Origin of the sequence: Streptomyces sp. NPDC006798 (assembly GCF_040635975.1) — a bacterium.
In the GTDB taxonomy this organism is placed as follows: domain Bacteria; phylum Actinomycetota; class Actinomycetes; order Streptomycetales; family Streptomycetaceae; genus Streptomyces.
Window position 1 is genome coordinate 1 of record NZ_JBEYIS010000077.1, and the last position, 13,353, is coordinate 13,353.

The 13,353-nt window shown below is 72.4% G+C and carries 9 protein-coding genes; 7 read left to right on the plus strand and 2 right to left on the minus strand.

The annotated features are described in order from the left end of the window. Window positions 1–92: 92 nt before the first annotated feature. Window positions 93–515: a DUF3052 domain-containing protein gene (locus tag ABZ714_RS32280; protein ID WP_358828912.1), complete on the minus strand. Its 423-nt coding sequence runs from the start codon at window positions 513–515 to the stop codon at window positions 93–95. A gap of 523 nt (window positions 516–1,038) precedes the next feature. Here ABZ714_RS32280 and aceE point away from each other — a divergent pair. Further along, window positions 1,039–3,786, plus strand: a complete 2,748-nt coding sequence (aceE, locus tag ABZ714_RS32285; RefSeq protein WP_358828913.1) for a pyruvate dehydrogenase (acetyl-transferring), homodimeric type — start codon at window positions 1,039–1,041, stop codon at window positions 3,784–3,786. Window positions 3,787–4,087: 301 nt separating this feature from the next. Here the strand turns inward: aceE and ABZ714_RS32290 are convergent, their stop codons facing one another. Then, window positions 4,088–5,701 (minus strand): MFS transporter, encoded by a 1,614-nt coding sequence (locus tag ABZ714_RS32290; RefSeq protein WP_358828914.1) that lies wholly within the window; start codon window positions 5,699–5,701, stop codon window positions 4,088–4,090. A gap of 351 nt (window positions 5,702–6,052) precedes the next feature. Here ABZ714_RS32290 and ABZ714_RS32295 point away from each other — a divergent pair, with 351 nt between their 5' ends. The 6 genes from ABZ714_RS32295 (at window position 6,053) to ABZ714_RS32320 (ending at window position 13,031) form a co-directional block, all read left to right on the plus strand. Next, window positions 6,053–6,697 (plus strand): TetR family transcriptional regulator, encoded by a 645-nt coding sequence (locus ABZ714_RS32295; protein ID WP_358828915.1) that lies wholly within the window; start codon window positions 6,053–6,055, stop codon window positions 6,695–6,697. Between the two features lie 401 nt (window positions 6,698–7,098). Continuing rightward, on the plus strand, window positions 7,099–7,968 hold the full coding sequence (locus tag ABZ714_RS32300) for a DUF4429 domain-containing protein (protein WP_358828916.1): 870 nt from the start codon (window positions 7,099–7,101) through the stop codon (window positions 7,966–7,968). A gap of 194 nt (window positions 7,969–8,162) precedes the next feature. Continuing rightward, entirely contained in the window at window positions 8,163–9,440 is a 1,278-nt protein-coding gene (locus tag ABZ714_RS32305) for a sensor histidine kinase (protein ID WP_358828932.1), read from the plus strand. Then, window positions 9,437–10,111, plus strand: a complete 675-nt coding sequence (locus ABZ714_RS32310) for a response regulator transcription factor (protein ID WP_358828917.1) — start codon at window positions 9,437–9,439, stop codon at window positions 10,109–10,111. The genes ABZ714_RS32305 and ABZ714_RS32310 overlap by 4 nt, the downstream gene beginning before the upstream one ends. 581 nt (window positions 10,112–10,692) lie before the next feature. After that, complete coding sequence (locus ABZ714_RS32315) at window positions 10,693–11,793, plus strand: alpha/beta hydrolase (RefSeq protein ID WP_358828918.1); 1,101 nt, start codon at window positions 10,693–10,695, stop codon at window positions 11,791–11,793. After that, complete coding sequence (locus ABZ714_RS32320; RefSeq protein WP_358828919.1) at window positions 11,790–13,031, plus strand: acyltransferase; 1,242 nt, start codon at window positions 11,790–11,792, stop codon at window positions 13,029–13,031. The genes ABZ714_RS32315 and ABZ714_RS32320 overlap by 4 nt, the downstream gene beginning before the upstream one ends. The last annotated feature ends 322 nt before the right edge of the window (window positions 13,032–13,353 follow it).

Below are 13,353 nucleotides of genomic sequence, written 5' to 3' on the forward strand. Positions count from 1 at the left end.
GAAGTACTTCCGCTGGTACTCGGGATCAGCGGTGCCCGTGCCGCCCGGGCGGGGCGGCGATACGGCGCGCGGGGTGAAGCTCCCCGGCCCGCTCAGCGCTTGGGGGCGATCAGCTTCGTACCGACCCAGTCCTGGGCCACGCTGATGCTCTTGGTCTGCGACAGTCCGGCCGTCTGGGCGGCGTCGTTGATGTCGCTGGGCTCCACATAGCCGTCCCGGCCCGTCTTGGGTGTGAGCAGCCAGATCCGGCCGCCCTCGTCCAGCAGGCCGATGGCGTCCACCAGGGCATCCGTCAGGTCGCCGTCCTCGTCACGGAACCAGAGGAGGACGACATCCGCGACGTCGTCGTACTCCTCGTCCACCAGTTCCTGACCGATGACGGACTCGATACCCTCGCGGAGATCCTGGTCGGCGTCGTCTTCGAAGCCGATCTCCTGGACCACCTGTCCGGGCTCGAACCCCAGCCTCGTGGCCGGGTTGGTCCGCTCCTCCGCGTGGTCCGCGGTCGCGCTCACGGCTTGCCTCCTGATCATGTTCGGTAGATGCTGCGTCCGCGCGCGGGCGCGCGGCGTTTGGCCGTAGTCCACACGGGCGGGGCGGATCGCGCAAGTACCCGGCCGCCCGGACCGCCGAAACGGTGACGTTTGCGCCCGTCTCGACGCAACTCCCGACACGTACGGCCACGGGGCCGCGACGTGGTCCGGAGCATTCGGCCGCCTTTGCAGCATACGACGCATTCCCGCCCGGTTCCCGACGACCTCGGCCGGGGCCACCCGAACGGGACGTCCGTTCACCACGGGCGTATGGTTCGTATTTGTACAACCTTGCGAATCGAGCTGTATAAAAGCCGGTTACCTCGGGGTAGAGATGACGTTTCCCGTCCCGAGGTACACGATGGGAGGCGGTGCGGCGCGCCCGGGGCGGCCGTGACCCGCCCACGGCACCGTCGGTACCGCCCGGAATCCCGGGGCCCCGGGGGTGGAGAGAGGTCCCCACGGGACTTCGGTCCGCCGACCCTCCGAGCAGCGAAGGAACAGCGTGGCTTCCGGATCAGATCGCAACCCGATCATCATTGGCGGCCTTCCCAGCCAGGTCCCCGACTTCGATCCCGAGGAGACGAAGGAGTGGCTGGACTCACTCGACGCGGCCGTGGACGAGCGGGGCCGGGAACGGGCCCGCTATCTGATGCTGCGGCTCATCGAGCGGGCCCGGGAGCGCCGTGTGGCCGTGCCGGAGATGCGCAGCACGGACTATGTGAACACCATCGCCACCAAGGACGAACCGTTCTTCCCCGGCAACGAGGAGATCGAACGGAAGGTCCTCAACGCCACCCGCTGGAACGCCGCGGTGATGGTCTCCCGCGCCCAGCGCCCCGGGATCGGGGTCGGCGGCCACATCGCCACCTTCGCCTCCTCCGCCTCCCTCTACGACGTGGGCTTCAACCATTTCTTCCGGGGCAAGGACCGCGGCGACGGCGGCGACCAGATCTTCTTCCAGGGCCATGCCTCGCCCGGTATCTACGCCCGGGCGTTTCTGCTGGACCGGCTCTCGGAGGCCCAGCTCGACGCCTTCCGCCAGGAGAAGTCCAAGGCACCGAACGGTCTCTCCAGCTATCCGCACCCCCGGCTGATGCCGGACTTCTGGGAGTTCCCGACCGTGTCGATGGGCCTCGGCCCGATCAGCGCGATCTACCAGGCCCGGATGAACCGCTATCTGCACGCCCGGGGCATCGCGGACACCTCGGACTCCCAGGTCTGGGCCTTCCTCGGCGACGGCGAGATGGACGAGCCCGAATCCCTCGGCCAGCTCTCCATCGCCGCCCGTGAGGGGCTGGACAACCTCACCTTCGTGGTGAACTGCAACCTCCAGCGCCTCGACGGCCCGGTCCGGGGCAACGGCAAGATCATCCAGGAGCTGGAGTCCCAGTTCCGCGGGGCCGGCTGGAATGTCATCAAGCTCATCTGGGACCGCTCCTGGGACCCGCTGCTGGCCCAGGACCGCGACGGGCTGCTGGTGAACAAGCTGAACACCACCCCGGACGGCCAGTTCCAGACATACGCCACCGAGACCGGCGGCTACATCCGGGACCACTTCTTCGGCGGCGACCAGCGGCTGCGCGCCATGGTCGAGAACATGACCGACGAGCAGATCCTCCATCTGGGGCGCGGCGGCCACGACCACCGCAAGGTGTACGCGGCGTTCAAGGCGGCCAAGGAGCACAAGGGCCAGCCGACGGTGGTGCTCGCCCAGACGGTCAAGGGATGGACGCTCGGCCCCAACTTCGAGGGCCGCAACGCCACCCACCAGATGAAGAAGCTGACCGTCGACGACCTCAAGCGGTTCCGGGACCGGCTGCACATCCCGATTCCGGACTCCCGGCTGGAGGACGGGCTGCCGCCGTACTACCACCCGGGCCCGGACTCCGAGGAGATCCAGTACATGCACGACCGGCGCCGGGCGCTGGACGGCTACGTACCGAGCCGGGTCGTCCGGTCGAAGCCGCTGCCGCTGCCGGACGACAAGACGTACGCCACCGTGAAGAAGGGCTCCGGCCAGCAGTCGATCGCCACCACGATGGCCTTCGTCCGGCTGCTGAAGGACCTGATGCGGGACAAGGAGATCGGGCGCCGCTTCGTCCTGATCGCGCCCGACGAGTACCGCACCTTCGGAATGGACTCCTTCTTCCCCAGCGCCAAGATCTACAACCCGCTGGGGCAGCAGTACGAGTCCGTCGACCGTGAGCTGCTGCTCGCGTACAAGGAGTCGCCGACCGGGCAGATGCTGCACGACGGGATTTCCGAGGCGGGCTGTACGGCGTCCCTGATCGCCGCCGGATCGTCCTACGCGACCCACGGCGAGCCGCTGATCCCGGTCTACGTCTTCTACTCGATGTTCGGCTTCCAGCGGACCGGCGACCAGTTCTGGCAGATGGCCGACCAGCTCTCGCGCGGCTTCGTCCTCGGCGCCACCGCCGGCCGGACCACCCTCACCGGTGAGGGCCTCCAGCACGCCGACGGCCACTCCCAGCTGCTGGCCTCCACCAACCCCGGGTGCGTCGCCTACGACCCCGCGTTCGGCTTCGAGATCGCGCATATCGTCCAGGACGGGCTGCGCCGGATGTACGGCGGCGACGAGAAGCACCCGCACGGCGAGGACGTCTTCTACTACCTCACCGTCTACAACGAGCCCATCCGGCACCCGGCCGAGCCGGAGGACGTCGACGTCGAGGGCATCCTCAAGGGCGTCCACCGCTACCGGGCGGGCGACGCCGGCCGGATCCCCGCCCAGATCCTGGCGTCCGGGGTGGCCGTGCCCTGGGCGATCGAGGCGCAGCGGATGCTCGCCGAGGAGTGGGACGTACGGGCCGATGTCTGGTCCGCGACGTCCTGGAACGAACTGCGGCGCGAGGCGGTCGAAACCGACCGGCACAACCTGCTCCACCCCGACGAGGAACAGCGCGTCCCGTACGTCACCCGGAAGCTGGGCGGCGCCGAGGGCCCGTTCGTCGCGGTCTCCGACTGGATGCGGTCCGTACCGGACCAGATCGCCCGCTGGGTCCCGGGCCGCTACACATCCCTCGGCGCGGACGGCTTCGGCTTCGCCGACACCCGGGGCGCGGCCCGCCGCTGGTTCCACATCGACGCGCCGTCGATCGTGCTGGCGGTCCTGACGGAGCTGGCGGCCGACGGCAAGGTCGACCGCTCGGTCCTGAAGCAGGCGATCGACCGCTACCAGCTCCTCGACGTAGCGGCAGCCGACCCGGGCCCGGAGGGCGGCGACGCGTAGCCGCCTCCCGCTGGGGGTTCCGTGTATCGGAGGGCCCGCGCCCCGGAGTGATCCCGGGGCGCGGGCCCTCAATGGTGCGGCGTCCCCCCAGCCACCCGGTGTCATCACCCGACCGCGGCCCCGGTGGGCCGCGGACCGTCGACAACATCAGGTCGCCGGGTGGGACCCGGGTAGTCGGTGCCTCACCACGGGCGGGCCGCGGACCGCCGGCAACGCCAGGCCGCCGGGCGGGGCCCGGGTAGTCAGGGGCGCCTCCGAGAGGCGAGGTGCCGGGGTCCCCGGGGCGCGGGGACCCCGGGGGTCAGATGTGGGCCGTGCCGCCGCCCGAGGGGGTGTTGGTGCCGCGCTTGGTGAGGAGGGCGACGAAGATCGCGACCGCGGAGACGCCCGCCGCGACCAGGGAGGCCAGGCCCATGCCGGAGAGGAATGTCTCGTGGGCCACGTCCGCGATCTTCGCGGCGATCTCCGGTGGGGTGCCGGGGGCCACCGGCGGGACTCCGACCTGGACCGCCTCCGCGGCCTTGTCGAGGTTGTGGCCGGTGAGCGGCGGCAGCCCCGCGTCCGTCCAGTTGCCCGCGAGGTCGTTGTCGACCTTGGAGGCCATCACCGCGCCGAGGACGGCCGTACCGAGCGCGCCGCCGATCTGCATGGCGGCCTGCTGGAGGCCGCCCGCCACGCCGGAGAGCTCCATCGGCGCGTTGCCGACGATGACCTCGGTCGCGCCGACCATGACCGGCGCGAGGCCGAGGCCGAGCAGGGCGAACCAGATCGACATCACTCCGCTGCTGGTGCCCTTGTCGAGCGTCGACATCCCGAACATCGCGATGGAGGTGAAGATCATTCCGGCCGCCAGCGGGATCCGCGGGCCGGTCTTGGTGATGACCGCGCCGGCCAGCGGCGAGCCGACGATCATCATTCCGGTGAGCGGCAGCAGGTGGAGTCCGGCGTCGACGGGCCCGAGTCCGTGCACGTTCTGCAGGTAGAAGGTGACGAAGAAGAGTCCGCCCATGAAGGAGATGGCCATCAGGACCATCAGGACGGTACCGGCGGCCAGCGGTACGGAGCGGAACAGTTTCATCGGGATCAGCGGCTCGGCGACCCGGTTCTCCCAGACCGCGAAGACGGCGAAGAGCGCGACCGCCGTGACGATGAAGCCCCAGGTCTTGGCGCCGCCCCAGCCCCAGCCGTCCTCGGGTGCCTTGATCAGGGCCCAGACGAGGCAGAACATCGCGGTGGAGAGCAGGGCGATACCGGGGACGTCGAAGGAGCGCGGCGCGTTCTCGGCGCGGTGGTCCTTGAGGATCAGTACGCCGAGGACGACCGCGAGGATGCCGACGGGCACATTGATGAAGAAGACGGACTGCCAGCTGACCTTCTCGACCAGGAGGCCGCCGACGATGGGTCCGCCCGCGGTGGACGCGCCGATGACCATGCCCCAGATGCCGATCGCCATATTCAGCTTCTCGGCCGGGAAGGTGGCCCGGAGGAGTCCGAGCGCGGCGGGCATCAGCAGGGCGCCGAAGAGGCCCTGGAAGACCCGGAAGAGGATCACCATGGCGATCGAGTCGGAGAAGCCGATCGCGGCGGACGCGACGGCGAAGCCGACGACTCCGACGAGGAAGGTCTGCCGGTGGCCGAAGCGGTCACCGAGCTTGCCCGCGGTGATCAGGGTCACGGCCAGGGCGAGGAAGTAGCCGTTGGTGATCCACTGGACGTCGGCGAAGGTGGCGCCGAGGTCCTTGGCTATCTCGGGGTTGGCGATGGCGACGATCGTGCCGTCCAGGGCGACCATCATCACGCCGATGGCCACGGCGAACAGCGTCAGCCATGGGTGGCCGCGGAGCCCTCCGGCCGCCGCCGGAAGGGCGTCCTCGGGTTCTCTCGGCGCTTTTTCGATGGTGGTCTGACTAGTCATACCGGAGAGCGTAATGACAGCGACTGACACTTGACCCGGGATTTTATTCGTCGGTTACTGTCAACTAGGTCACATGTACGCTGACCGCGTCCGTGCCGCCGGACCATCCGGCACGACGGGACTCGAAGACCGTCGCCCCGGGGCCGGACCCGGCAGGGCGCGGCGCGGCGCGGCGCGGCCGTGCAGCGTACGGCCGTGCAGCGGTACGGCCGTGCAGCGGTACGGCCGGGACGCGGTACGGATGACGTACCCGGACAGGGAGACCACGGGGCATGCGCCGGGGGGCGCCCGGGCCCATCCGATCGTCGGGCCACGGAGACGATCGACACGACCATCGAGTGAGGGCATGAAGTGACGGTCGGGCCGGCGGAGGCCGGCGGACTGCGCGAGCGCAAGAAACGGCGGACCCGGGACACCCTGGCGCGGGCGGCGCTGGAGCTGTTCACGACCAAGGGGTTCGACGAGACCACGGTCGACGAGATCGCGGAGGCGGCGGAGGTCTCGCAGCGGACCTTCTTCCGCTACTACGCGAGCAAGCTGGAGGTCGCCTTCGCGGTCCAGGAGATCACCGAGCTGCACTTCGTCGACGCCCTGCGGGCCCGGCCGCCGGAGGAGCCGCCGTTCGAGGCGATGCGGCAGGCCGTGGCGACCGCCTGGGACACGATCGCGGTCGCCATCGGGGACGTCGTACCGCTCCAGCTGCATATGCGGATGTATCTGGTGGTGGAGTCCACCCCCTCGCTGCTGGCGGTCCATATCCGCCGGTCCCTGGCGACGGAGGAGACGATCGGCCGGATCATCGCCGAACGGGAGGGGGTCGACATCGACGAGGACCCCCGGGTCCGGGTGGCGGTCGCGGCGTTCGGCGGTGCCATGCGGGTCGCGGGGCGGCTGTGGAGCGAGGGCGACGACCACAGCGCCGAGGCGATCCGCGATCTGACATCGCGCTATATGGACCATCTGGTTCCGTCGCTGGCGGGCCCCTGGCGGAGTTGAGGCACGGGCGGGGGCCGCCCGCGCCGGGAGCGAAACCCCGCGTGCGCCGGGGATCCGGGCGCCGGTACGGAGTTCCGTACGGAGTCCGCCCCGGTACGCGGAACCCGTGGACGGAGCCCGTACGGCCCGGGAACCGGAACGCGGCGGCGGCCCCGGCGACCGGCCGTCCGGCGCGGGCAATCGGCCATGGCGACGCTTTCACGCCAAAAACCCGGGAACCGCTGGACAACGACGTACGCACCCGGCTCACTGAACCGGCGTACGGGCCGGGGCAGCCGCCCGGAGGCGCCCCCGCCGCCGCTTTTCCGGTGAAGCGGCGGCCTGACGCGCGTAGAACATCATCGGAAGCCCACTGCTCCGAAGGGGCGACGTGGCGGCGCCCGCCCCCTACGATGATGCGTATGGGTGATGTACTGGCCGGAATTCAAGCCACATGGGAGTTCGAGTCCGACTCCGTGCTCATCCGCTATGAACGGGGACACCGCACGCCGAAGCTGTTTCAGGCGCTCCGAGAACGCCGCATCCCCCACGAGGCGTTGGCGTCGGTGACACTCACCCCGGGCAAGCGGGGGACGCATGTCCTGCGAGCACGGCCACGGCCCGGCGCCGATCCGCTGATAGCGGCGGCGGCGGGCCAGCTGAGGGAGGGGAACGATCCGTACCGGATGGTGCTCCCCGCCGACCGGGAGGACGCCGCCGTCCACTTCCTCGACGCGCTGCGGGCCGTACTGCCCGCCGACGCCGACCAGCCGGCCGTGCGGTACGTGGTCGCGGCGCCCGGCTCCCCCATCGCGTTCAAGGCGTATGACGCCCGGGCGTCCTTCGACGGCCGCTATGTGGACTTCCGCTGGTCCCGTACCGGCGCTTCGTCCACGAAGTGGAAGGCGGGCGACCAGAGTTTCGCGGTGGGCGAGCTGAGCGGGGTCGAATGGCGCGCCCCCGAGGGCCTCGACGGCTATCTCCGGCTGCTCCGCCGGACCCCGGACCGGGCCGCGCCGGCCGATGTCGCCGCCGACAAGGATCCGGCGGCGGTCGTCTTCGGGCTCCGCAACGGCTCGCTCCACGAGTCGCTGCCGTTCGCCGCCGCGGTCCTGGAGTCGGTCCAGCGCTCCGGCCCCGCCCCGGCCCTCGCCCTGGCCGCCGCCACCGCCCGCCGCGACCCGGCGGACATCGCCGAACGGATCCGGCACCTGGGCGAGCTGCGGGACGCGGGCCTGGTCACGGACGCCGAGTTCACCTCGAAGAAGACGGAGCTGCTGGCGGAGTTGTGACGGGGGTGCCGGGGGCGCGTACTCCCCAGGGCTCCCCGGTGTCCCCGATGCGGAGTCGCGCCCGGGTGCGTCGTCGGAGGCCGGTGTCGTACCCGGGTATGACACCGGACCACCCCCCGGAGTACGACGCCGGGCCCGGCCCGGCTGCCTAGGCTGGCGGGGTGACCAGCCCCTCCGCCTCCCCGCAGACCCCGCTGTGGCGTACGGCCCGCGAGCAGCTCGCCCTCCTCGTCCGGGCCGTACGCGCCCCGTCCCACGCGGCGACCCCGCTGCTCGGCGACGCGCCGAGGGCCCTCGCGCGGCGCGCCCCGTACGCGGTCGCGCTCGTCGCCGTCGCGGTCCTGCTGCCGACCACCGTGGTCCTGCTCACCTCCGGCTACGCCCTGCCCGGGGCGGTGGCGGGCGCCCTGGCCGTCGCCCAGACCACCCCCCTGTTGCTGGCGGTGACCCGGCCGCTCCAGGCCTGGTGGATCGTCTTCGCGGCCGATGTCACCGGGGCCGCGTCCCTGACGGGTGAGGAGACCATGGGCCGCCCTTGGCCCTGGCCCCCGACGGTGATCATCGGCTATCTGATCCTGATGGCCCTGCTCGGCCTCCGGGAGTCCCGGCACACCCTGGTCGCGGTCTGGCTGGCGACCGGGATCGCCGGGGCCGTCTTCGAACTCGTCCGCTCCGATCTGAGTGACGGCTCCTGGCTGCTGCTGTTCGTCCTGGCCGGGGTGGTGCTGCTGGCGGCGGGCGCGCTGCGGGAGCGGAGCGACGTACAGCGGCGGCTGACGGCCCAGGAATCCATCAGCGAGACCGAACGGGCCCGCCGCACCCTGCTGGAGGAGCGGGCCAGGATCGCCCGGGAACTCCATGACGTCGTCGCCCACCACATGTCCGTGATCACCGTCCAGGCCGACTCGGCGCCCTACCGGATCGACGGCCTCCCGGCGGCGGCCCGGGAGGAGTTCGGGACGATCGCGGCCGGCGCCCGGGAGTCGCTGGCCGAGATGCGGCGGCTGCTGACCGTGCTGCGGAGCGACGGCACCGGCGGCGAACTGGTGCCGCAGCCCGGGGTCGACCGGATCCAGCAGCTCGTGGAGGCCACCGTCCGGGCCGGGGTACCCGCGGAACTGTCCCTGAGCGTCGGCCCCGAGGCCGTACCGCAGGCGGTCGATCTGTCGGCGTACCGGATCGCTCAGGAGGCCCTGGCGAATGTCGTACGGCACGCGCCGGGCGCGGCCACCCGGGTCTCCGTACTCTCCGACGGCACCGATCTGACGGTCCTGATCGTCAACGGTCCCCCGGCGGAACCGGCCGCCGGACCCCTGGAGACGGCGGGCACCGGCCACGGCCTGGTCGGCATGCGGGAACGCGTACGGTTGACCGGCGGCAGGCTGGACACCGGTCCGCTGCCCGACGGCGGTTTCCGGGTGGCCGCGCGTCTGCCGCTGGCCGGGCCCGGGACGGAGGAGGGGACCGCGTGACGATCCGCGTGATCATCGTCGACGACCAGGCCATGGTGCGGGCCGGATTCGCGGCGCTGCTCGCCGCGCAGCCCGATATCGACGTGGTGGGCGAGGCCGCGGACGGGCGGGCCGGGGTGGAGGTGGCCCGGACCGTCCACCCGGACGTGGTCCTGATGGACGTCCGGATGCCCGAGATGGACGGGCTCGCGGCGGCCCGGGCGATCCTCGACCCGTCGACGGGGGCGACCCGCCTCCCCAAGGTGCTGATGCTCACCACCTTCGACGTGGACGACTATGTGTACGAGGCGCTGCGCGCCGGGGCGTCGGGCTTCCTCCTCAAGGACGCTCCCCCGGCGGACCTGATCTCGGCGGTCCGGATCGTCGCGGCGGGCGAGGCGCTGCTGGCGCCCTCGGTGACGCGCCGTCTGATCGCCGACTTCGCCGCCCAGCGCCCCGCCCCGCGCCGCGATCCGTCCCTCCGTCTCAAGGGCCTGACGCCCCGTGAGACGGAGGTGCTGGAACTCATCGCCAAGGGCCTGTCCAACCAGGAGATCGCGGGCCGGCTGATCGTCGCGGAACAGACGGTGAAGACCCATATCGGCCGGGTCCTGGCCAAACTCGACCTCCGCGACCGGGCGCAGGCGGTCGTCTTCGCCTACGAATCGGGCCTGGTCCGTCCCGGGGAGTGACGCGGGGAGCGAGCCGGGGGTGGGGTGGTGGTTCGGGGGACGCCGGGCTCCCCCGTTGCCCCCGACACCCTCCGTCCGGCCGGAGGCGGGCCGCCCGGGGCCCCTCCCGGGGCGGGCCCGGCGCCTCGGCCCTCCGGGCTCGGGCCGTACCGGATACGGTTCCGGGCCAATCCGCTGTTACCCGGCCTGCGGACCGTGGTGGGCCGTTCGCGCGGTTCCGCCCCCTATGCCTTCGGCAACGGGGGGGACCCCCAGCGCCCCTGAACACCTTCCCTCGCCCGAAGCGAGTCCAGCGCCTCGGGCGAAAACCGCCGTAGGGCGCGGCGTTTGCGAGTCGGACGCAGGCTGTCCCTGGCCGATCACACAGTTCCGCCCCCAATGCCTTCGGCAATGGCGGGTCCCCCAGCGCCCCCGAACCCCCTCCCCGCCGGAGGCGGCGGCGGGCCCGTACCGGTACTCCCCGTACTCCGGTATGACATACGAGTTGGCTCCCCGGTGGGACGTACCGGGAGGCGTTCCGTTCCTACCTTCCACCCGTCGCAACCCCGCACCGGCGGGGTGGCTGAGGGAGGGGAACGGCGATGCGCCGGTTCAAGAGGGTTCTGCTCGGGGTCGTGTTCGCCGTCTCCGCCGTCGCGGGCACCGCGGGCTGGGCTTCGGGGAACGCCCAGCAGCCCGTCACCGGGCCGCCGCCCGGCGCCGCCGCGTGGAGCGCCGACCGGTCGCTGGGGCGGGCGCTGCCGGACCCGGCGCGCGCCGAGCCCGAGCGGGTCGCCGCCTTCTTCGCGGGCCTGGCGCCCGCCGAGCGCCGGCTGCTGCTGGAGCGGCATCCGCTGATCGTCGGCAACCTCGACGGCGTGCCGGTCGCTCTGCGGTACGAGGCCAACGCGCGGGCCGTGCGCGGTACCCCGTACGAACGGCTGGCCCGCGACGGCCGCCGCATCCTGGCCTTCGACCCGCGCGGCCGGGGGCAGGTCGCCGAGGTGTACGGGGATCTGGCCACGGCCCGGCGGGTGGCCGTGGTCGTGCCGGGTTCGGACACCGACGCGGGGAGCTTCGACCGGCCCGGCAAGGGCCACCGGGTCGTCGCGGGGATGGCGAAGGCCCTGCGGGACGCGGCGGTACGGACCACCGGCCCCGCCCCCGGGCATGGACCCGGCCACCGGGCCGACCCGCCGGGCGCGCCCGGCACCGCCACCGCGGTGATCGCGTGGACCGGCTACACCACCCCCGTAGGTGTCGGGATCGACGCCGCCACCGGCGATCTCGCCGAGGCCGGGGCCCCTCGGCTGGCCCGCTTCACCCGGGGCCTGACCGCCGTCGGCGCGCCCCGCCCGAGTCTGTTCTGCCACAGCTACGGCTCCGTCGTCTGCGGTCTCGCCGCCGCCGACGCGCACGCCTCGGACATCGTCGTGTTCGGCGCGCCGGGGATGCGCGCGGACTCCGTCGCCGACCTGGGGACCGACGCCCGGGTATGGGCCGCGAGGAACGCGGACGACTGGATCGCCCGGGTGCCCAATGTCGAACTCTTCGGGCTGGGCCACGGCGAGGACCCGGCGTCCGGCGGGTTCGGCGCCCGCCGGGTCCCGGCCCGGGAGGCGGCGGGCCACGACGGCTACTTCGCGCCCGGGACCGACTCGCTCCGCGCCTTCGCCGCGATCGCCCGAGGAGAGCTCCGATGACCACGGCACACCACGTCCCGACCACCGCCCCGAGCGGCCGGTTCGCCGCGTTGAGCGAGAAGATCGAACGCCGGACCCCCGCCGGCCGGGACCGCGCGATCGACGGGCTGCGGGCGATCGCCCTGCTCGCCGTACCGCTCGGGCACTGGCTGCTCGGCGGCCTCGACCTCGGCGACGACGGCGCCCTGCGCAATGCCAGCCCGCTGAGCGCCTTCGGCTTCTTCGCCCCGGTGAGCTGGGTACTCCAACTGCTCGGGATCTTCTTCCTGGTCGGCGGGTACGCCTCCGTCCGCTCCTACCGCCGCAGGACCGGCTCGGCCACCGCCTGGCTGCGGGGCCGGGTGGCCAGGCTGGGACGGCCCGTCCTCGGAGTGGCGGCCGTCTGGGCGGTCCTGATCCCGGTGCTGTCCGCGCTGGGAGTGCCGGGGACGACACTGCGCACCGGGTCGACGCTGGTGGTCCAGCCGCTCTGGTTCGTCGGTGTCTATACGGTCGTCACGGCCCTGACCCCGTACTGCGTCCGGGCCTCCCGCGCGCTGGGGATCTGGGCGGCGGCCCCGCTGCTGCTGACGGTCGCGGTGGTCGATCTGCTGCGGTACGGGCCGTGGAACGAGTCCGTACCGTCATGGCTGAGCGTCCTCAACATCCTGCCGGGCTGGCTCTTCGCCTATCAGCTGGGCGTCGGCTGGGGCGAGGGCCGGATCGACCGGGTCCGGGCCCGGGCCCTGCTGATCGGGGGCGCGGCGCTCTTCGCCGTACTCCTGCTGGTCTTCGGCTATCCGGCGTCCATGGTCGGCGTCCCCGGGGAGCCCCGCGCCAACTCGCATCCGCCGTCGCTGCTGGTCCTGGCGCTGGCGGCGGCGCAGAGCGGGGCGGCGATCCTGCTCCGCGACCGGCTCGGCGCGCTGCTGACGCGGCGGCCGGGGCTGTGGGCGCCGGTCGTGGTGATCAATCTGTCGGCGATGACGATCCTGTGCTGGCACCAGACGGCGATGCTGGCGGCGGCGGTCCCGGCCTCGTACGCGGGCGCGCTGCCCGGTCTGACGACGGCGCCGGACACCCTGGGCTGGGTGGTGGCGCGGGTGTTGTGGCTGCCGGTGTTCGCGGGCCTGCTGCTGCTGATCGGCCGGTACGTACGGGTCTTCGAGCCCCCGTGGCACGGCACGCGCCCCGCGACCCGCACGCTGGCGGCCGGGCTGGCGACGGCCTTCGCGCTCTACGCCCTGTGGCCGCGGTAGCCGCCCGGCCCGGCATGCGCCGGAGGGGCGTTCAGGGGCGCTCGGGCGGTCGCGGCGGAGGTGACGGACCGGGTCCCCCTTCGCCGAAGGCATCGGGGCGGAACCGCGCGCTCTTTTCAGGGCGGCACGCGGGAGGGCTTTCAGCGGCGGCGCGGGGAACGACACGAGCGGCCAGGGGCGGGCCTGCCGGTCGGGTACGGCATGACCAGCCCCTGCGGATGCCGTGCTGAGGTGCCTCGCGCGAAATTGCCCGTAGGGCCCGGCGTATGCGTGTCGGACGCAGACCGGCCGTGGCTTGTCGCGCGGTTCCGCCCCCTATGCC

Excerpts from the sequence above, each read along its gene's own strand:
- ABZ714_RS32315 (WP_358828918.1), top strand. The coding sequence starts at position 10,693 with ATGCGCCGGTTCAAGAGGGTTCTGCTCGGGGTCGTGTTCGCCGTCTCC.
- ABZ714_RS32290 (WP_358828914.1), bottom strand. The coding sequence starts at position 5,701 with ATGACTAGTCAGACCACCATCGAAAAAGCGCCGAGAGAACCCGAGGAC.
- ABZ714_RS32320 (WP_358828919.1), top strand. The coding sequence starts at position 11,790 with ATGACCACGGCACACCACGTCCCGACCACCGCCCCGAGCGGCCGGTTC.
- ABZ714_RS32300 (WP_358828916.1), top strand. The coding sequence starts at position 7,099 with ATGGGTGATGTACTGGCCGGAATTCAAGCCACATGGGAGTTCGAGTCC.